This is a genomic window from Exiguobacterium sp. MH3 (assembly GCF_000496635.1).
Classification (GTDB): Bacteria; Bacillota; Bacilli; order Exiguobacteriales; family Exiguobacteriaceae; genus Exiguobacterium_A; species Exiguobacterium_A indicum.
Genome location: NC_022794.1, coordinates 2,316,786 through 2,336,338, shown reverse-complemented (window position 1 = coordinate 2,336,338; position 19,553 = coordinate 2,316,786). Strand labels below are relative to the sequence as shown.

The window sequence follows — 19,553 nt, the reverse complement described above, 5'->3', positions numbered from 1 at the left end:
GCAAGTCCGCTTTTTTTTTGAACGTCCTTCTGCTACACTGAATCAGAAACCGAGAAAGAAAGGCGATTACCATCAATGAAACGATCTTATATAGTCTATACAACGATTTTTGCCGTCGTTTCGGGTTTGATTCTTTGTGTACTGCTCGTCTTCTCAAAACCAGAGACGATGTCGCGTATTCAGGAAACGTTCGCGAAAATCGAGACGCAATCGAAGCATCAGGCAGCTGTCAAACAGGTGCCGACGAAAACGCCTTCAGCTATTCCGAATCCGGAAGAACCATTAATTAAGAATGTCCAGCAGATGTTATATGATGATTCCATCGGGTCGTACCTCGTCGTCACAGACGATTATCGTTTCTTTGAAATTAGTGGAACAGGTGAGAGGATCAATGCCTCCTTCCAATTAGAAGAAGGGAAATTACTTCTTTCTGGCCTCGATGGCATGACACTCGTTGACGGAGAGACCGTCGCTTTATTGACATCGAATCAGATTCTCGTGACAATCACGCGAAAAGATGGTGTCTGGAGCGAAGAAAAACGTGAAAAAGTACAGGGGACGACGATTCGAGACAGTTTCCATGGGCTTGGATATGATGCGAAGAAAAAGGAATTCTATACGATCAATCATATCCGTGCAATCGGACGTGTGGAATTGACTCGTTTCGCCATGAAAGAGGATAAAATTAAGATTGATCCAGATGCGTCGGAAAAGAAAAAACGGGCTTTAAAGAAAAAGCAAAAGCCGCCGTATTTATCGATCGTAGAACGAAGTAAAATTGAACCGGCGAATGGGATGCGAAGTGATGCGAAGAAAGTATTCGAATCCGACTTCCGACCAATTGGTCTTGCGGAACGACAAGGACGCATCTACACACTTGATTCAGAAGCACTCTATCTCTATTCGATTGATCAGAAAGATCAGACGATCACGGGAGAGACGGCAAGTCCGAAGGTCTATGGTTCAAAAGGGATTTTCGTACAGGATAATGAATTGTTTGCCTTAGTCGAGACAGATAAGTTTTCGAGCCGATCGTTCACACCGATTGACTGATGCATAAAAAGAAAAGACCCGATTCTTCTGATTAACACAGACGAATCGGGTCTTGTTCATATTAAGAGACAGTGTCACGTGCCATTTCTGCGGCGTGGCTACCGGCGCAATGACCCGTCACGAACGCGGCTGTAATGTTGTATCCACCCGTATAGCCGTGAATATCAAGAATTTCACCAGCGAAGAATAATCGTTCGGCTTTTTTTGACATCATTGTTTTTGGATCAATCTCTTTGATCGAGACGCCGCCACCCGTGACGAAGGCTTTATCGAAATCGAGCGTTCCCGTTGCTCTGAGTGGGAATCGTTTCAATTGTTGGAGGAAGTCCGTCCAGTCTTGTTTCTTCACTTGTGTACAGACTTCATCGCCAAAGCCGATTTGAGCAAATAGGAGTTCAAGCAACCGTTCTGGTACGAAACCACGAAGAGCATTGCGGACTGTTTTCTTCGGATTTGCGGCAAGGGCTGCTTGGAAACGTTCCGTTAAGGCACCGAGGGATTCGTCCGGGAAGAGATCAATCGATAGATGAACGATCGTTTCTTTCGAACGTTTGCGTTCTTTGATCGTATATTGGCTACACCGTAAAGCAATCGGACCACTTAAACCGAAGTGTGTGAACAGTAGATCACCTGTATGTGTCTTGATCGCCTTATCTTTTTTACCGTGGACCGTTAGAGCGACGTCACGCAGCGACAGCCCTTGTAATGTTTTTTCGTGAATGAACGTATCACCTAACAGAATCGGAACTTCCGTTGGGAAGAGTTCCGTGATCGTGTGACCCGCTTTTTCAGCCCACGGATAGCCGTCACCCGTTGAACCGGTATGCGGAACAGATTGACCACCGACCGCGACGATACAACTTTTCGCTTCAAGACGCATGCCATTCTCTAATATGACAGCTGCAAAAGAACCATCCGGATGGAAATCGAGCGTAGCGACTTGCGCATCCGTTTGAATCTCGGCACCATGCGCGCGGATTTGATCGATCAATACACGAACGACATCCGCTGCCTTATCTGAGACAGGGAACATCCGACCGTTGTCCTCTTCTTTAAGTGCGACGCCAAATCCTTCGAAGAGTTCGATGATCGATTCATTGTTGAATTGAGAGAAGGCGCTATATAAGAAACGTCCGTTTCCCGGGATCGACTGGACGAGCTCGTCGAGTGGTTTTCGATTCGTGACGTTACAGCGTCCGCCGCCAGAGATTGCGAGCTTCCTTCCTAATTTATTCCCTTTATCGAGCAGGAGTGTTCGAGCTCCAGCTTGTAAGGAGGCGAGCGTTGCCATCAAGCCGCTCGGTCCGCCCCCGATTACGATTACATCGTACATATGGTCACCTCATTCATAGAATTCTGCTTGTTTCACTTTAGCAGAAGTTGCGACTGTAAACAAACCGTCTCTTTCAATTCCAGAAAGACAGCGGTATAATGATTTGCAATTGTGTACGAGAGAACTTGTATAATGAGACAGTCATGATTAGAGTGTCGAGTTTAAAAATTAGAAAGCGTGAGGGATGTTACCATGTCCACAGTCAACAATAAACAGTCCACTTCTCCCGGTAATGCGGGATTCGTTCGTGGGACGATGCTCCTATCCGGTGCGTCACTGATTTCCCGCGCACTAGGTTTGATCTACCTCTTTCCATTCCAGTTCATGGTCGGTGCTACAGGTATTATGTTTTATACGTATGCCTATAACTATTATGCGATCATGATCGGACTCGCGACAGCAGGGATTCCTGTCGCCGTCTCGAAATTCGTCGCCAAATACAATGCATTAGGAGAGTATGATACGAGTGAAAGATTATATCGGTCTGGTCTGAAAATCATGTCCTTGACCGGGATTGTTTCCTTCCTTGCTTTATTCTTTCTCGCACCGTATTTAGCACACCGGGCCATTCCAGGTGGTGACGTTGATTCAGCAGCATACGTTGATGCTGTCACGATGACGATTCGTGGCGTGAGTTTCGCTTTACTCTTGATTCCACCGATGAGTATGACGCGTGGATACTTCCAAGGATATCAATCGATGGGACCGACCGCGATTTCGCAAATCTTGGAACAAATCGTCCGGATCATCTTCTTGCTTGCAGGAGTCAGCATCGCGATTTATTTGTTTGATTCAGGTGCAGCATTTGCCGCAACGATTGCAACATTCAGCGCTTTCATTGGCGCAATTGGTAGTGTTGCGGTTCTGATCTATTATTTCCGCAAACGTGCCAGTGGCTTACAGGAACTTCGTGCTACTCAAACCGTCCGTTCGCCGGATCGCCCGTTAACGGATTTGTATAAGGAATTATTGACGTATGCGATTCCAATCGTCATGGTCGGTCTTTCGACACCCCTTTATCAAGTCATCGACCAGAATACGATGAATGCCGCCTTACAAAGTATCGGTTACACGCTCGAAGCGGCCGGAAACGCGACTGCCTATCTGATTGCGGATAGTCATAAGATCGTCTTGATTCCGGTGTCGGTCGCAACAGGATTGTCGTTATCTGCAACTCCACTGTTAACAGCGTCCTTCACGCAAGGAGATATGCGGAAAGTACGGGCTCAAATCTCACAGATTTATCAACTTGTTTTCTTTGTGACGATTCCGGCAGTCGTCGGGATGATTCTCCTCAGTGAAGAAACGTTCCATGTGTTATTCCCAAAAGATCAAGCGGCGTGGGTCTATCTGTTAAGTTATGCGCCGAGTGCGTTGTTCCTTGCCTTGTATTCTGTAACGGCAGCAGTCCTTCAAGGGATTAACCGTCAGTACTTCACGATCATTGCAACTCTTGTAGGATTACTTGCGAAGTATCTCTTGAATGCACCGTTGATTCATTTGACAGGTGATGGAACAGGTGCTGGATATGCGACGATCATCGGCTATCTCGTTGCGACGGGATTAATGTTCTTCCGGATCACACAAACGGTGAAGTTCCCATTCAGTACTGTCTTGCGCCGGACATCATTGATTTTAATCATTAGTGCATTGATGGGAGCAGGTGTTGCACTCGTGAAGTGGGGAATGGTGTCCTTCTTACCAGAGACGACATGGGCATCTCTGTTGATCCTGATCATTGGTGCGGCAGTTGGAATCGTGATTTTCGCTGGACTTTCGATTTGGAGTGGTTTAGCAGAGGTCATATTAGGGCGTAAATTTTCATTGAAACGAGGACGAAATCATGCGTCTAGATAAATTGTTATCCAACATGGGGGCAGGCTCCCGAAAAGAAGTAAAACTTTTGCTCAAGGCAGGGGCAATTCAAGTCGATGGTGAGATCGTTCGTGATCCGAAACAACATGTCGATGTCGAGTCACAACAGGTTCTGATGTACGGCGAACCGGTCACGTATCAAAAATACATCTACTTGATGATGAATAAACCACCGGGTGTCATTAGTGCGACGGAGGATAAACGAGATGAGACCGTCATCGATCTGTTGTTTGAAGACGTGACGTATTTCAAACCGTTTCCGGTCGGACGACTTGATAAGGATACAGAAGGTTTGTTGTTACTGACAAACGATGGAGCGTTCAATCATGCCTTGATGTCTCCGAAAAAACACGTTGAAAAAACGTATTACGCGGAAGTGACAGGTGTATTGACGCAAGAAGACGTCGAGGCAATTGCGGCAGGCGTCACCTTAGAAGACGGTTATCAGGCAAAGCCAGGAAAACTCGTCATCTTATCGACGACAGAAACAGATTCAACGCTTGAATTGACGATCACGGAAGGGAAGTTCCATCAAGTCAAACGGATGATGCTTGCCCTAGGTAAAGAGGTCACGTTCTTGAAACGGCGCTCGATTGGTCGTTTAGAGCTTGATTCGGCACTTGCACTCGGGGACTACCGTGAACTGACACAAGAGGAATTGTCGTTATTTGATTGGCAACCTGAATAAGCAAAGCAAAAAGGCGGTGGAATGAAAGTACATTCCATCGCCTTTTATTGTGGGATTTAATTATTGATTACGTAGTGCTTCTGCGATCGGATAAGGACCGCTGAGTACTTCGAATACACGAGATTGTGTCGGATGATCAATCAAGTGAACGAACAGCGCTGCCACATCGTCACGAGACACCTTACGATCTTCGTATGAATCAAAATGCTCTTTCGTTTCAACAGTACCTGTTGGGTCATCGTAGCTGAGCGGACCGGGACGGACGATTGTATAGTCGAGTCCACTTTCTTTGAGGTGAGCGTCTGCTGCTGCTTTCGATTCAAGATACACTTTTAGTTCGCCTTTCGGTTCTTCCGTACCGACTGAACTGAGCATCAGGAAACGATCGATCCCGTTGGCTTTTGCTGCATCGATGACTTTGATCGCACCTTCCTGATCGACGGCGCGTGTCAATTCGTCCGATGCGCCACCAGCACCCGCTGCAAAGATGACGACGTCCGCGTTACTGATGACGCCACTGACATCCTTCGTCAAATCCCCAAGTCTGACTTCAGATGCGCCGAGTGCAATCAAATCGTTGATTTGATTTTCTTCCCGTACGACCGCGATCGCTTGGTGATCTCCTTGTTTAGCGATCAATTCGACCATCTTGCGTCCTGTCGTTCCGTTTGCTCCAATGATTAAAATATTCATTCTCATCATCTCCTTCTCCCAATAGCTATACCCCACGTTTTAAAAAAGATAACAAAAAAAGACGCGAAGAATCGCGTCATCGAAAGATATACATAGTGAAACAGTGGATCAACCCGCTTGCTTTTGTTTCTTACTCGACGTCCATGTACCGCGTCGAGGGCTCACAATGAGATTGTTGTATTCAAGCACGTTCAAATCCCGCTGGACGGTCCTTGAAGTGATGCCAAACTCTTCAACCAACTCTGCTGTCGTAGTAGCTCCGTTCTCTTGGATGTAGAGATAGATCGATTTAATCCGGGTCAACATACGGTCTGTAGAATCTTTCATTGGTATAACCACTCCCCCAATGGATAGAATAGTGTTCTAAAGCTTCGGGTGACAAAAGACAATGCAATATCCAGTTGTTTCGCCTTTAGTATAACGTTTTGATATTAAAATGCAAGTAATTTAACCGAACGTTTTCATAAAAAATATATTCAAATGGTTTGTAAAGTCGATAATTTAGGTTTTATTTTAGATTAATGTTCGTCATTTCAATAAATAAAAAAGAAAACAGAATTTGGATGTTCGTATCTGAACGAATATTCGCTATACTAGGAAGGTGTATAGGAAACGAATCCAAAACCCGTAATGAAGGAGCGAAATCAGATGGTGAATTGGAAAGAGGAAGTACTCGCACGTCGCGAGGACTTATTAGAAGATTTAAAAGAATTATTACGGATTCCGAGTGTACTCGACGAATCCACGATCGAAGAGGGCGCGCCGTTTGGTCATGAAGTCAAACGTGCCCTCGATTGGATGCTCGCGACAGGGGAACGCGATGGGTTCACGACAAAAAATGTCGATGGGTATGCAGGACATTTGGAATATGGTCAAGGGGAAGAGTTACTCGGTATTCTTTGTCACTTAGACGTCGTACCAGCTGGTGGCGATCACTGGACATACGGTCCATTCAACCCGACGCTTGTAGATGGAAAACTGTATGCACGTGGAGCAATCGATGATAAAGGACCGACGATGGCAGCTTATTACGCTTTGAAAATCGTCAAAGAACTTGGCTTACCACTCTCGAAGCGCATCCGTCTGATTGCAGGAGGGGATGAGGAGAGTGAATGGCGTTGTGTCAATCATTACTTCAAACATGAAGAGATGCCCACACTTGGTTTTGCACCAGATGCCGACTTCCCGATCATCAATGCGGAAAAAGGACTCTATGATGGGTTATTGATTCAAGGGAAACCAGCGCAAGCATCTGATACAGGCTACCATCTCGTTCGTTTTGAAGGTGGCGAACGTCCGAACATGGTTCCAGGTCATGCCCAAGCGCTTCTTCGTGTCGTCGAAGTAGGAACGCTTGAGACGGATTTCCATGCTTATCTTGAAGAACAAGGTTTGACGGGAACAGTCAAGCAAGAAACGGAAGGTCTCATACTTGATGTCAATGGTGTCGCAGCCCATGCGATGGAGCCGGACAATGGTAAAAATGCTGCTTTACATTTGGCACGTTTCCTCAATACGCTTCACTTGGATTATAACGGTCGTCGTTACATTCAACTCGTGACGCATATGTTCCGGGATTCTCGCGGTGTAGCGATGGGTGTCGCTGCTTCAGACGAGACAGGTGACTTAACGATCAATGGCGGTGTATTCCGTTACGCCGAAGAGCAAGGAACGGCATCAATCAATATCCGTTACCCGTATACAGCAGACTTCACGGAACGTTTGCAAATCATCAAGGAAGCCGCGGCAGGATATGGTTTTGAATTGCAGACGCGGACGCACATGACACCGCACCATGTTGATCCAAACCATGAATTGATCAAGACGCTAAGTGCTGTCTATGAGCGCCATACGAACCAATCAGCTGATCTGATAGCAATTGGTGGCGGCACATATGCGCGTTCATTGACGGCGGGAGTTGCTTTTGGTCCAGTCTTCCCGGGTGGTCCTGAAGTTGCTCACCAAGTCGATGAATATGTTGATTTTGATGAACTATTGCTTGCTGTCGCAATCTATGCAGAAGCGATTTATGAGCTCGCAAAATAATGATTGATGATCCCCGCATCGTAAAGATGGGGGGATTGCTTCTTGAAAGGAAGTTCCGTGTGAAAAATCGTCAAACCTATCATTTCCAAGCATTATATTTCTTTATTTTCTTTGGACAAGGAGCACTCATTCCGTATCTCGCGCTTTATTTCTCAAACGACGCGTTCGGACTGTCGGCTTCAGAGATTGGAACAATCGTTGCGATTGGACCGATTCTCTCCATTTTCCTACAACCTGTTTGGGGAATCGCGGCGGACCGACTCGGAAAACCGAAACGACTCTTGCTCGTCGCGATGCTTGCTGCCGGTATTTTTACACTCAGTTACTTACTGACGTCTGCTTATCTACTTTTATTATTGATTTCTTGCGTTTGGGCGTTGTTCCAGTGCGCGCATATTCCGCTCGTGGATACATTAGCGATCGAGTACACGCGAAAGCGTAAAGTGGATTACGGCGCTTTACGTCTTTTCGGCTCAGCAGGGTTCGCTTTAGCTGTTTTCATTCTTGGGCAAATCACTGAGGGTGGCGGACTAAATCTGATTTTTTATGCAACCGGTGCAGCATGGGTTCTCGGTTTCCTTGTGCTGATCGGTATTGAAGAGACGGGCAGCGTCCATGTTTCACATCAGCAACCCGTACCGTTAAAACAGCTCTTTTCGAATCGACGCTTCCTGTTGTTCCTAGCAGGGGGGAGTTTGATCTTCGGACCCATCTTCGCCAACAATTATTACTTTGGCAGCTACGTCACGATTCGTGGTGAGACGACGGCACTCGTCGGAACATTATTCTTTGTCGCCGTTCTGTGCGAAATTCCGTTCATGCGCATCGCCTCGCGTCTGTTATTACGATTCGGAGCGATTCCGGTTCTTGTATTCGTTTCCTTGTTGTCGGCTGCGCGGACGGCGATGATTGCTTTAGAACTTCCAATCGTCATGCTGTGGGTATTATCTGCGATGCAAGGAATGATCGTTGGTCTGTTGATCCCTGTCGCCTTAGATTATGTGCGATCTCTCGTTCCAGAGACGATGGTCGCAACAGCCGTCAGTACATATATGGCGACGACGACGGGACTCGCGACAGCGTTGTTTAATCTGATGAGTGGTTTTGTACTCGAGGAGAGTACAATCTATACCGTCTTTTGGGTATATACAAGTAGTAGTATCCTAGGCGCGATTCTGTATGGTATCAGTGGTCGTATGAAGGAGTGAGCGCGACGATGAGACAAGAACGACACTTTTTCATTGCTTTGCCGATCCCTTCTAAAGATTTGGCAAATCTTGCTGAACGGTTATCGCTACCTGAGTACTTTCGTAACGTCTATACGTTAGAAGAGTATCATCTAACACTTCGTTTTTTCGGTCCATTGGAGGAAAAAGAACAGCAGTCGTGGAAACAGCAGTTACAGCAGATCGCGCGTATGATGGAACCGTTCGTGCTACGATTCAATCGTTTGATCACGTTCGGTCGGGATGAACGACCACGCGTCGTAGGATTTGGAACGGAATCGGAAGAATTGTTTCAATTAGTGGAACAGATTGATCCGAATTCGACCAGACCATTCGTTCCGCATGTCACGATCGCGAAAAAGTGGCGCGCTGAGGCAGCCGAATGGAAGACGAGTCCGATCCGATCAATAGAGTGGACTGTTCGTGAACTCGTTCTATTTGAAGTACGACCAGAGGTTTCACCGCGATATGAGCCGGTTTATCGGATTCATCTAGGTGAAGAGGAATGAGGTGATCCCCATCGCAATTTTGATGAAACTATATGACTTAGATAGTCGATTTGAAAAAAATCCGCTAGAGATGACGAAACGATTTGTTGAACACCAGGCACTTGATTATACGAACGTTTATCGCAAATGGGAGACAGGAGAATTGTTTCCAGGGGAGACGCTTATCCGTCCGAAGAAGTGGTGGCAAGTGATGAAAAAAAGTGAAGTCATTCAACTTCCGGGTAAACAATTATCTCGAAGAGCGTTTGATAAATGGTACAAAAAACGTCTCGAGTTACAAAAACTCTTGAACGTCGCTGGCGGAGCAGGGGAGGAGGACATTTGGCGGATTCCATTAAAACGTCATTTAGACTTCTATCAGATGTTGCATCTACTAAATGAACAATATGCGATGTTTTATCGGGCGGTCATTCACTATCAAGTCGGAGAAGTCGAGTTGAGTCCATTTGTCGTCGGTCCGTCCGTGATCTATATCATGGAATGGCTCGATGGTGAAGAGAGTATTTATCATATTCGACGAGATAAGTTGTGGCGGGAACAACCGTTCAAAGCATCTGTGAAACAGATTTTGAACCCGAATATCAGTTTAAAACGAACGGAAGACATTTTGCATACGATTCTTGGACGAGATTACGATTTACCGATCGAACGGGTCATCTTAGCTCCAAGTGGTTATTTTGATAAGATTCCAAAAGAAACGACGACGACGTATGTCAATAAAGTGGATTTTCCTAAATGGTTGAATCGTATGAATGGGAATGCGACTCATACAAAAGCTGCTCAAATGCGTGTGTGTGAAAAAATCCTAAAGGAAACCGTATCGATTCCGTTTCAAATGGCGATCCAAAGTGAGGAACAGTCACGCATTCAAGAGTAAGGGAGGGAGCGACGGCATTGTCGTTGCGAAAGAGATGACAAACCAAGAAGTAGCGATACCAGTGATCCGGGCGGAGTTCTCATCGTTCCAAAGCATCCGAGTCGAGGTCGAAGGCAATCCGTCAATCCACTGGTCGCTTGAATGTGATGGACAATCACTTGCGATCCAGCAAGTCGAAACACACCGTGAGGAACAACTGGTGATTTATGAATTGACGGTTCTGGAACCGGTCGAGCTCGAATGCCGATATGAGGTGTTCGGAGCAGGGAGGTCGATTCGCGTCGTTCCTGACCGGTTAGTCCGGACGGAAGCGTTCGAGCGCAAGTACCGTTACGAAGGGAAGCTCGGTGTCTGGGAAGAAAAGGGTACATTTCACTTTGCTGTTTGGTCACCGGTCGCAGAACGGATCATGTGTGTCGTGTACGATCAAGATGAACGGTTGCTCGGAAAGTACGAAATGGAGCGACACGAGCAAGGTGCTTATCATCTTCAACTGGAACAAGATATCGCAGAGTGCTGGTATCGGTATGAAGTGACGACATACCTTGGCACAAAAGAGGTCGTTGATCCGTACGCTAGTGCGATATCGGAGAATGGTCGATACGGTGTCATCGTTGACGTCGAACGGACGATGACCAAGTGGTTCCCGAAGCGTGTCGCGCGTCCTCTGTTCGTCAAACCGTCAGACGCTGTCATCTACGAAGCGAATATCCGTGATTTCACGATCGATCACTCAGCTGGTTCAAGTTATCCGGGTCAATACACAGGGATGACGGAACGAGGAACGCGCTCTCCTCGAGGTCATGCGACGGGACTTGATTATCTCCTGGATCTCGGGATCACCCATCTGCAATTGCTACCAGTCCACTTTTTTGAGACGACCGATGAACGGACGCGGTCTCCATATAACTGGGGATACGACCCAATGCTTTGGTTCGGGCTAGCTGGGAGTTATGCGAGTTCGGTTGAACCACTCGTTCGCGTCAGAGAATACGCGGAAATGGTAGAGCGACTCCATGAAGCAGGCATTCGTGTCACATTCGATGTCGTCATGAATCACGTCTTCATTCGAGAACGCTCCTCTCTCGAACAGCTTGTCCCTGGTTATTATTTCCGCTACGAAGTAGACGGAACACTATCGAACGGAACAGGTGTCGGAAATGATACCGCATCTGAGCGATTCATGATGCGCCGTCTGATCGTTGACTGTTTGACGTACTTTGCTCGAGTCTACCGGATTGATGCCTTTCGATTTGATTTGATGGGGATTCATGATATTGAGACGATGAATGATGTTCGTGCGGCGCTCGATGCGATTGATCCAACGATTCTGGTGTATGGAGAAGGGTGGGATCTCGCGACAGCGTTACCGGAACGATTAAAGGCGATGAGTGCCTCCGCTGCGCAAATGCCGCGGATCGCCCATTTTAATGATGTGTTCCGTGACGCGTTAAAAGGATCGACGTTCAGTGAATTCGACCGAGGTTTCGTTGCGGGAGATGGCTGGAAGGAAGGGGAGGTCCGAAACGGGATTGCGGGAAGTGTCCATATCGACAATCAAACGTACGGACGTTTTCCGGAACCTACCTATTCCATCAATTACGTCGAGGCGCACGACAATCATACGTTATACGATAAATTAAAGTTATCTTGTCCAGAGGCAGATGAACAGCAATTATTGCGGATGAGTCGCCTAGCTCAGACGATTGCCTTGTTTGCGCAAGGGATTCCGTTTCTTCACGCAGGTCAAGAGTTCTTACGCACGAAACAAGGTGTTGAAAACAGCTATAACGCACCAGACGAGATCAATCGAATGGACTGGGAACGGCGGGATGATCATCTGTCCCTTGTCACATACATCAGGACGATTTTGCAGATTCGTAGAATGCATGGCGGATTCCGGTTGCACCGAGCGAATCAGATTCGCGAGTTGCTTCATTTCATCGACTTACGTCCGGGTGTCATTGCTTATGAACTTGGAGCGGTCCACTCGTATGATGCATGGCAACGTACGCTCATCGTTTACAATACGACGCGCGAAATCGTTGAAGTCTCACTTGATCATTCGCGCTGGAATGTGCATGTACAAGGGGATGAAGCCTCGGTCGACCCACTTCTGAAAGGTGTCGACAGGATTCAGGTCCTTCCGTTGTCAACGACGATCGCAACGTGTTAAGATAAGCATTGTGCCTTAGGCAAATCTACTAAAAAAGTTGAGCGGATTATAATGGAATTAGATATTTTAGATGCGCTTGGCGAAGGCTGGACCCTTACGCCAGCAGGTGGAATCACAGGAGAAGCGTACATCGCTTCAACCGGACAATCGAAGTTGTTTTTAAAACGAAATTCATCGCCGTTTTTGGCGATTTTATCCGCAGACGGAATCGTTCCGAAGTTATTATGGACGAAACGGATTTATAGTGGGGACGTCATCAGCGCCCAACAGTTCATTGAAGGCGACGAGTTAGAGCCCGAAATGATGGAACGTCCTGAAGTAGCACGTTTGCTTGGGAAAATCCATGATTCGAAGGAATTACTGTTCATGCTACAACAGCTTGACCAGCGCCCGATCGAACCTGATGAGTTATTGCGACAATGTCGTTTGTACTTTCAACCGGATGATTTAGAGGATCCGGAGCTCGTGGAACATGCGATGGTTTACCTCGAACAAAATCTGGAGCAGGTAAGAACGGATGAGCAGGTCGTTTGTCATTCAGATTTGAACCACAATAACTGGTTGACGGGAGCAGACGGTCAACTCTATCTGAACGATTGGGATGATGCGATTATTGCTGACCGTGCGTACGATCTTGGAATGATGTTATATAGTTATGTCGACGAAGCGGCTTGGCCAGAATGGTTCGAACATTATGGACATCCTTTGACGAGTGATCTGAAACAACGGATGCACTGGTATGTCGTAGCGCAAGCAGTATTGTCACTCTACTGGTATGAAGATACGCGTCATCCGGATGTCGACGACAGTTATCATTTTCTTGAACAGCTACTTGAATACTCAAACGACTAAAAAGCGTGTCATTCCGAAAGGGAACGACACGCTTTTTTGCTTAACCTTCAGCGATTTTAATTTCTTTTTCAATATCATGACTTTCGAGATCTGCCGATCGATAAGCCGCTGTCGTCGGTAGACGTAAATCAAGTTGCGGTTTTTCTTCGAATGTGACGGTGACGTTCTTAACTGTGTAGTCAAAGACGTGACCACCACCTGCGCGAGCAGCATCGATGAAATGAAGGTGATATCCGGCGACGGCGATACCGTGACCAAATCGTGGTGTATAGTATCCGGCAAGCGTTCCTTCCGTGTGCTCGAACGTACGAGCGCTTTGAGAAGCGACAGCTTCCGTGATTGGAACGAACGGTTTTTCCTGGCGTGCGACGGTGCGTGTCTGAACCTCCGTGAATGTTCCGTCAATCCGGATAGCATAAAAGCTATTGATCGTTGGGAGTTGTTCGTTCAGCCAGTGCTCAAACGTCGCTTTTGACATCTCTTCCGTCACGGTCAGGGTTTGTTCCGGCTCGAAACGGGTTAATGTCGCGAAAGGTGTCGTCGTCTCAGGTTGGAGCGGTCGAGCACTACCATCTGAGCGGAGTTGATAGAATTGACCATCGAATCCAATCATCTCACCGTCTAAGTGGTCAAACGTTCCGATACCGAAATCACGTTGATCAAGGACGGAAGCATACGTGACTTCACTCTCAAATACGCCGTCAAGCAGTGCCATCATCGTTGAAATCTGGACGAGTGTTTTATCGTGTGCCATGTGAGTCCTCCTTAGTTCAATTGATCGAGATGAACTTGTTCTCCGAGCGCGATGTTGTCACGGTAATCGATCGGTACATCGACGATGACGGGACCGTCTGTCGCGAGTGCTTCATCCATGATTGCTGCGAGTTCCGAAGGATGATTTACGCGAAGTCCTTTTGCTCCAAAGCTCTCAGCATATTTGACGAGATCAACGTCACCAAATGACGTACCGGATTTCCGTTTGTATTTCATCTCTTGTTGGAACGCGACCATATCGAATCCGCTGTCGCGCCAGACGAAGTGGACGAGTGGTGAGTTCAAGCGGACAGCTGTCTCAAGTTCCATTGCAGAGAAGAGGAATCCGCCGTCACCTGAAATCGAGACCGCTTTTTTTCCTGGACGTACGAGTGTTGCCGCGATTGCCCAAGGAAGTGCGACGCCGAGTGTTTGCATCCCGTTACTAAAGAGAAGGTGGCGTGGTTCATATGAACGAAAATGACGTGCCATCCAGATATAGTGAGAGCCGACATCGACTGTGACCGTGACATCATCCGCAATTTTTTCGCGTAACGTCTTCATGAAATAAAGCGGGTGCGTCAATGGAGAATCCGCGACTGGAGGAACATCGCGATCAACAAGACGTTGATGTAATCCTTCGAGGAATTGCACGGAACTCTCAGGTAAAGTGAGTGGTTGCAGGCGTTTAGCGATCGCATCGACCGTTTTCGCCATATCACCGACAAGTTCACGGTCTGGACGATAGAAGTGGTCAATTTCAGCGCGCATTTGATCGATGTGGACAAGCGTGCGGTCGTGCGTCGGTTGGTTCCAGAATTTCGGATCATAACCGATCGGGTCATATCCGATCGAGAGGACGAGATCCGCTTCTGCAAGTAACGCATCTCCTGGCTGATTACGGAACAATCCAACACGTCCGTAGAAATTCGATTCAAGTTCACGTGATAATGTGCCAGCTGCTTGGAATGTCTGAACGACAGGAATCGAGACGTTTTTGAGTAACGAACGAATCGCGTGTACGACATCTGGCTGACTCGCGCGCATACCGAGTAACAAGACAGGCAGCTTCGCATCCTGAATCAAGCGAGCCGTCTCTTCGACCCAAGCTTCTGGTGCAACACCGAGCTTCGGTGCTTCAACCGCACGGAATGCCGTGACGTTCGCTTCGCTCAATCCGACGTCTTGCGGGATACTAACGAAAGCAGCTCCAGCTGTCGTTTCTGCTGTACGGAAAGCATTCGATAATACTTCTGGAATGTTATCGGCATCTTGCACTTCAGCACTAAAGTTCGTAATCGGTGTAAAGAGTGCCTGATTGTCCATCGACTGATGTGTTCGTTTTAAACGATCGGCCCGTGTGACAGCTCCGGCAATTGCGACAACAGGGTCACCTTCAGAGTTCGCCGTCACAAGACCAGTCGCTAAATTCGATGCCCCAGGACCAGATGTTACAAGGACGACACCCGGTTTGTCCGTCAAGCGTCCGATGGCTTGAGCCATGAAGGCAGCGTTTTGTTCGTGGCGTGCAACAATGAGTTCAGGTCCCCGGTCCTGTAACACATTGAAGACGGAATCGATTTTGGCGCCGGGAATACCGAAGATGTAATCGACACCCTGCTCGATGAGTGAATCGACGACTAAATCCGCACCTGTTTTCTTCTGTACTAATTCTTTTGAATCACTGTTTTTATTTTCGTTCATTACAATTCTCCTTTTTACCAAAGTTTTTGGTGTTCGATAGCTGTAATAAATTATCTGTTTCAAAAAAAGTATACATCTGTTTCATGGTAAAACCAACCTAAAATCATTTAGAAAATAAAAAAAGTACCTTGTGTATGATTACACAAGGTACAGAGATTGCCCTTATTCGACGTCGACTTTTCCGAAAGTCGCCCAGACGAACAAAGCAGTGATTCCCAAGACGAGAACGATGGGAGATGCCCAACTAATCAAGAAATCATCCACAGTATAGCCCTCCTTTTCGGTTCTTACGTACCTTAAGTGTATTAGAATGCTCACTATTTCTCAAGTGACGAACTGCTGAACATTCTTCGATAGGAAACGAAGAAGTTCTTATATAATTACCCGAATCATGATAAACTTATCTGCGGATAATTTAAGTTTGGAAAGGATGAACGATAGTGCGTTTACGACATAAACCATGGGCGCAGGATTATATGAAGGAACAATCCTCGATCTATATAGCAGAACCAGCATCTCTTAAAGGAGCATGGGCTAGCGAGTTCAAGAATGATAACCCGATCTACATCGAAGTGGGATCAGGGAAAGGAGCCTTCATTACCGGAATGGCGCACCAACACCCGGATATCAACTTCATCGCGATCGAACTATTCGAAAGCGTTGCCGTGACGATCGTTCAAAAATTGGTCGAAACACCACAATCGAACGTTCGCGTCTTGACGGTCGATGCAAAAGACTTACGTGATTACTTTGAAAAAGGTGAAGTGTCCCGCGTGTACTTGAACTTCTCTGATCCATGGCCAAAGACACGTCATGCGAAACGCCGCTTGACGTATAAAACATTCCTCTCGACATATGAAGATATTTTACCAGCGAAAGGTCAAATCCACTTCAAGACAGATAATCGGAAGTTGTTCGAATCGAGTTTGATGACGATGTCAGCATACGGCATGCGCTTCGACTGGATGTCACTTGATTTACATGCGAATGAACCGGAAGATAACGTCCGAACAGAGTACGAAGAGCGTTTTTCATCAATGGGTCAACCGATTTATCGGATGGAAGCAACGTACCAAAATTAATTTAGACAAAAAGTTTTCTTATTTTCCTGGTATTTCTTTCACACTTTTTTCTTATTAATTGGTACAATGTTGTTGACTGAAGAACTTGTACTTATAGGTAAAGGGGGAATTTGGGGATGTGGCAGAAAAGCTTAGCCTTCGTAACGGCGCTCTTTCTCGCATTAAGTATCGGTCAATCGGTACTTGCTGCGGTTGATACCTCAGAAATGACGAAAGCATTAAATGAGGAATTACCAACGACGCATTACGATTATAAAAAAGGTTCGGTCGAAATCGAGGATCCGAAGACGTTCACGAATGAAAAAGGAGAAGAAGTCATCGGCGGGATCGCTGTCATCGAGACAGTCCGTGACGGCATCTTCATCACAATCAAACGTGAAATCCACTTCTTCAATACCGATAGCGGTAAATTGTTGACGAGTGCCGATGCTGCAAAAGTTGATGGCGTAAAAGAATACATCGACGGTAACTCGGATAATCTTCAACAAAAAGTCGTCTACTGGTTACCGATGCTCTTGATGTTGTTGATCATCGCTGTACCAGCGGTCATCTTATACATCGTTGTTCCACGTCTATACTCGACGACGGAATACATGAACCCGATCTACGAACGCAACGACAACCCGCGTTAATTAAGAAAAAAAGCCTCTATCCAATCGGATAGAGGCTTTTCTCATGCAAGCAACACGAAGATGAAAGCAAGTATGGCAGGCAAGCCTTGTTTGAGTAGAATGGAGCGATTGGCGGTCGCGGCGCCATAAAGCGCAGCGATGATGACGCACGCTAAAAAGAACAATTGAATGGCAACATCCTGACGAATCAGACCAAATACGAGTCCGGCTGCTAAAAATCCGTTATATAAGCCTTGATTCGCAAAAAGTGTCCGAATTTGTTGTGATGCAACAGCCTCGTCCGTTAAACCGAACGTTCGACGAGCCGCTTTGGAAGAAAGAAAGAACATTTCAAGTGCTAAAATATAAAAGTGTTCCAAAGCAACGAGGATAACAAACAGCGTAGCAAGAATCGACATGAATCATACCTCCTTCAGGTGAACGTGGAAAAAAGACCGTACTTCGTCGATCGAAGCACGGTCTTTTGATTAAGCGTATTCGAGTAAAGCGCCAGTTTCGGCATCAACTGTGAATTGATACGTTTTTTCGTCATCACCTTCAAGGACCGAGATGCCACCTTTGTAGCTTTGGTAGTCACGTGACTCATATGCGTAAGCCTCTGGTGTTGCAGAGATCCATGCACCTTGGACACGTCCTTTTGCTGAAAATGTGCGTTTCGTGATTTCGAGCGCTTCCTCGGCAGAAAGTTGTTTGTCATCAACGGCTTTCTTCACTGCGAAAGCGGCGACGACAGCTGCTGCCAATCCGATAATCCAATAGCGTTTTTTCATTAAAATTCCCCTCCTTACAGGTTCTATTCCTACTGTACCAAATAATTCGTTCAGAGAGAAACAAAAGGTTAAGTGATAGAAGCAATTTTTTGTATAATGAGAAGCAGGAGGCGATACATATGAATGAAAAAACGAGAGAGTTATTTCGAACACTGACGGAATTAAATGGGGCACCGGGGTTTGAGCACGACGTTCGTCAGTTCGTTTGCGAGCGCATCACACCTGTCACGGATGAGATCGTTACGGATGGACTCGGTTCGATTTTCGGAAAACGAACAGGCGATGCGACAGGACCGAAAGTCATGGTTGCCGGGCACATGGACGAAGTGGCATTCATGGTGACGCAAATCACGAAGAACGGAATGTTACGGATTCAACCGCTCGGTGGCTGGTGGAGCCAAGTGTTGCTTGCGCAACGCTTCTCGATCTGTACGGATAACGGTGTCATCCCTGGTGTCATCGCATCGATTCCACCACACTTATTGACAGAAGAAGTGCGCAATAAGCCGATGGCGATTAAAGACATGTTCATCGATATCGGTGCAGACTCAAAAGAAGAGGCAGAATCGTTTGGAGTACGTCCGGGTATTCCGGCTGTACCATTCTTCCCGTTCACACCGATGGCGAATCCGAAGAAGATCATGGCGAAAGCATGGGATAACCGCTATGGTGTCGGAATGGCGATTGAATTACTGGAAGAGACGACAGCGGCGGATCATCCGAACGTTTTGTTCTCGGGTGCAACGGTTCAAGAAGAAGTTGGATTGCGCGGTGCGCAAACAGCGACGGCACTCATCGATCCCGACGTCGCGTTCGTCGTCGACGCTTCTCCTGCCAATGATGCATCAGGAGACAAAACGGAATTTGGTCAACTCGGACAAGGCCCGTTGCTTCGAATTAAAGACAGTGTCATGATCCTCTCAAAAGAGATGACGGATTACGTCCTCGATACGGCAGAATCGAACAAGATTCCGTACCAATATTATGTCGGTGCAGGTGGAACCGATGGTGGTGTCATCCATCGTTCGAATAATGGGATTCCAACGACAGTCGTTGGTTTACCAGCACGCTACATCCATACGCATGCATCGATCATGCATACAGATGATTATGACGCGGCGAAGGAATTGCTTCGGAAACTCGTCACGAACCTCGATACGACGACGCTCGCGACGCTACAAGTCAAGTGAATGACATGACAGACAGTGGATGTGAATCCGCTGTCTGTTTTTGTTTAATAAGAACGACGTAAGTACGGACTGTCTTGTCAGTTGAAAAAACAAT

General features: G+C 46.8%; 19 protein-coding genes. 12 read left to right on the top strand and 7 right to left on the bottom strand.

The genetic code is table 11. The features are described from left to right. Positions 1-75: 75 nt before the first annotated feature. Complete coding sequence (locus U719_RS12310; RefSeq protein WP_023469100.1) at positions 76-1,053, top strand: hypothetical protein; 978 nt, start codon at positions 76-78, stop codon at positions 1,051-1,053. A 61-nt stretch (positions 1,054-1,114) separates the two neighbouring features. Here the strand turns inward: U719_RS12310 and U719_RS12305 are convergent, their stop codons facing one another. Then, entirely contained in the window at positions 1,115-2,386 is a 1,272-nt protein-coding gene (locus U719_RS12305) for an NAD(P)/FAD-dependent oxidoreductase (protein ID WP_023469099.1), read from the bottom strand. A 192-nt stretch (positions 2,387-2,578) separates the two neighbouring features. Here U719_RS12305 and U719_RS12300 point away from each other — a divergent pair, with 192 nt between their 5' ends. Continuing rightward, complete coding sequence (locus U719_RS12300) at positions 2,579-4,243, top strand: polysaccharide biosynthesis protein (protein WP_023469098.1); 1,665 nt, start codon at positions 2,579-2,581, stop codon at positions 4,241-4,243. Then, positions 4,230-4,949 (top strand): pseudouridine synthase, encoded by a 720-nt coding sequence (locus tag U719_RS12295; protein WP_023469097.1) that lies wholly within the window; start codon positions 4,230-4,232, stop codon positions 4,947-4,949. Before U719_RS12300 ends, U719_RS12295 begins: the two co-directional genes overlap by 14 nt. Positions 4,950-5,009: 60 nt before the next feature. Here the strand turns inward: U719_RS12295 and U719_RS12290 are convergent, their stop codons facing one another. Together U719_RS12290 and U719_RS12285 are read right to left on the bottom strand one after the other, a co-directional pair. Next, entirely contained in the window at positions 5,010-5,642 is a 633-nt protein-coding gene (locus U719_RS12290; RefSeq protein WP_023469096.1) for an SDR family oxidoreductase, read from the bottom strand. Positions 5,643-5,750: 108 nt separating this feature from the next. Then, on the bottom strand, positions 5,751-5,969 hold the full coding sequence (locus U719_RS12285) for a DeoR family transcriptional regulator (protein WP_023469095.1): 219 nt from the start codon (positions 5,967-5,969) through the stop codon (positions 5,751-5,753). 321 nt (positions 5,970-6,290) lie between these two features. On the opposite strand from U719_RS12285, the gene pepV reads away from it, so the two are divergent. The 6 genes from pepV to U719_RS12255 are packed head-to-tail and all read left to right on the top strand — an operon-like array spanning position 6,291 to position 13,328. Then, positions 6,291-7,688 carry a dipeptidase PepV gene (pepV, locus tag U719_RS12280; RefSeq protein WP_023469094.1) on the top strand — a complete coding sequence of 466 codons (1,398 nt, stop codon included), beginning with the start codon at positions 6,291-6,293 and terminating at the stop codon, positions 7,686-7,688. A 59-nt stretch (positions 7,689-7,747) separates the two neighbouring features. Further along, a complete protein-coding gene (locus U719_RS12275; RefSeq protein ID WP_023469093.1) occupies positions 7,748-8,896 on the top strand; it encodes an MFS transporter in 1,149 nt (382 codons plus the stop codon). Between the two features lie 8 nt (positions 8,897-8,904). Beyond that, the gene (gene thpR, locus U719_RS12270; protein WP_041255180.1) at positions 8,905-9,423 is read left to right on the top strand and encodes an RNA 2',3'-cyclic phosphodiesterase; all 519 of its coding nucleotides are present in this window, start codon (positions 8,905-8,907) and stop codon (positions 9,421-9,423) included. A 22-nt stretch (positions 9,424-9,445) separates the two neighbouring features. Then, positions 9,446-10,300 carry a hypothetical protein gene (locus U719_RS12265; RefSeq protein ID WP_235147590.1) on the top strand — a complete coding sequence of 285 codons (855 nt, stop codon included), beginning with the start codon at positions 9,446-9,448 and terminating at the stop codon, positions 10,298-10,300. A 34-nt stretch (positions 10,301-10,334) separates the two neighbouring features. Then, a complete protein-coding gene (gene pulA, locus U719_RS12260; protein WP_023469091.1) occupies positions 10,335-12,476 on the top strand; it encodes a type I pullulanase in 2,142 nt (713 codons plus the stop codon). A gap of 51 nt (positions 12,477-12,527) precedes the next feature. Further along, positions 12,528-13,328, top strand: coding sequence for a phosphotransferase family protein (locus tag U719_RS12255; protein WP_023469090.1), 801 nt, complete (start codon positions 12,528-12,530; stop codon positions 13,326-13,328). A gap of 40 nt (positions 13,329-13,368) precedes the next feature. Here the strand turns inward: U719_RS12255 and budA are convergent, their stop codons facing one another. Beyond that, positions 13,369-14,082, bottom strand: a complete 714-nt coding sequence (budA, locus tag U719_RS12250) for an acetolactate decarboxylase (protein WP_023469089.1) — start codon at positions 14,080-14,082, stop codon at positions 13,369-13,371. Between the two features lie 11 nt (positions 14,083-14,093). Further along, positions 14,094-15,785, bottom strand: a complete 1,692-nt coding sequence (gene alsS, locus U719_RS12245) for an acetolactate synthase AlsS (protein WP_023469088.1) — start codon at positions 15,783-15,785, stop codon at positions 14,094-14,096. A gap of 440 nt (positions 15,786-16,225) precedes the next feature. Here alsS and trmB point away from each other — a divergent pair, with 440 nt between their 5' ends. Together trmB and U719_RS12235 are read left to right on the top strand one after the other, a co-directional pair. Beyond that, positions 16,226-16,867, top strand: a complete 642-nt coding sequence (trmB, locus tag U719_RS12240; protein ID WP_023469086.1) for a tRNA (guanosine(46)-N7)-methyltransferase TrmB — start codon at positions 16,226-16,228, stop codon at positions 16,865-16,867. Between the two features lie 116 nt (positions 16,868-16,983). Further along, a complete protein-coding gene (locus U719_RS12235; protein WP_023469085.1) occupies positions 16,984-17,499 on the top strand; it encodes a hypothetical protein in 516 nt (171 codons plus the stop codon). A gap of 41 nt (positions 17,500-17,540) precedes the next feature. Here U719_RS12235 and U719_RS12230 read toward each other — a convergent pair whose 3' ends face one another. Together U719_RS12230 and U719_RS12225 are read right to left on the bottom strand one after the other, a co-directional pair. Next, a complete protein-coding gene (locus U719_RS12230) occupies positions 17,541-17,897 on the bottom strand; it encodes a DUF1304 domain-containing protein (RefSeq protein ID WP_023469084.1) in 357 nt (118 codons plus the stop codon). A gap of 69 nt (positions 17,898-17,966) precedes the next feature. Further along, complete coding sequence (locus tag U719_RS12225; protein WP_023469083.1) at positions 17,967-18,269, bottom strand: PepSY domain-containing protein; 303 nt, start codon at positions 18,267-18,269, stop codon at positions 17,967-17,969. A gap of 119 nt (positions 18,270-18,388) precedes the next feature. On the opposite strand from U719_RS12225, the gene U719_RS12220 reads away from it, so the two are divergent. Then, positions 18,389-19,459, top strand: a complete 1,071-nt coding sequence (locus U719_RS12220; RefSeq protein WP_023469082.1) for a M42 family metallopeptidase — start codon at positions 18,389-18,391, stop codon at positions 19,457-19,459. The last annotated feature ends 94 nt before the right edge of the window (positions 19,460-19,553 follow it).

Excerpts from the sequence above, each read along its gene's own strand:
- U719_RS12225 (WP_023469083.1), bottom strand. The coding sequence starts at position 18,269 with ATGAAAAAACGCTATTGGATTATCGGATTGGCAGCAGCTGTCGTCGCC.
- U719_RS12285 (WP_023469095.1), bottom strand. The coding sequence starts at position 5,969 with ATGAAAGATTCTACAGACCGTATGTTGACCCGGATTAAATCGATCTAT.
- U719_RS12300 (WP_023469098.1), top strand. The coding sequence starts at position 2,579 with ATGTCCACAGTCAACAATAAACAGTCCACTTCTCCCGGTAATGCGGGA.
- U719_RS12295 (WP_023469097.1), top strand. The coding sequence starts at position 4,230 with ATGCGTCTAGATAAATTGTTATCCAACATGGGGGCAGGCTCCCGAAAA.
- pepV (WP_023469094.1), top strand. The coding sequence starts at position 6,291 with ATGGTGAATTGGAAAGAGGAAGTACTCGCACGTCGCGAGGACTTATTA.
- U719_RS12265 (WP_235147590.1), top strand. The coding sequence starts at position 9,446 with ATGAAACTATATGACTTAGATAGTCGATTTGAAAAAAATCCGCTAGAG.
- U719_RS12290 (WP_023469096.1), bottom strand. The coding sequence starts at position 5,642 with ATGAATATTTTAATCATTGGAGCAAACGGAACGACAGGACGCAAGATG.
- U719_RS12235 (WP_023469085.1), top strand. The coding sequence starts at position 16,984 with ATGTGGCAGAAAAGCTTAGCCTTCGTAACGGCGCTCTTTCTCGCATTA.
- U719_RS12310 (WP_023469100.1), top strand. The coding sequence starts at position 76 with ATGAAACGATCTTATATAGTCTATACAACGATTTTTGCCGTCGTTTCG.
- pulA (WP_023469091.1), top strand. The coding sequence starts at position 10,335 with ATGACAAACCAAGAAGTAGCGATACCAGTGATCCGGGCGGAGTTCTCA.
- alsS (WP_023469088.1), bottom strand. The coding sequence starts at position 15,785 with ATGAACGAAAATAAAAACAGTGATTCAAAAGAATTAGTACAGAAGAAA.
- budA (WP_023469089.1), bottom strand. The coding sequence starts at position 14,082 with ATGGCACACGATAAAACACTCGTCCAGATTTCAACGATGATGGCACTG.
- U719_RS12305 (WP_023469099.1), bottom strand. The coding sequence starts at position 2,386 with ATGTACGATGTAATCGTAATCGGGGGCGGACCGAGCGGCTTGATGGCA.
- U719_RS12220 (WP_023469082.1), top strand. The coding sequence starts at position 18,389 with ATGAATGAAAAAACGAGAGAGTTATTTCGAACACTGACGGAATTAAAT.
- U719_RS12230 (WP_023469084.1), bottom strand. The coding sequence starts at position 17,897 with ATGTCGATTCTTGCTACGCTGTTTGTTATCCTCGTTGCTTTGGAACAC.
- thpR (WP_041255180.1), top strand. The coding sequence starts at position 8,905 with ATGAGACAAGAACGACACTTTTTCATTGCTTTGCCGATCCCTTCTAAA.
- U719_RS12255 (WP_023469090.1), top strand. The coding sequence starts at position 12,528 with ATGGAATTAGATATTTTAGATGCGCTTGGCGAAGGCTGGACCCTTACG.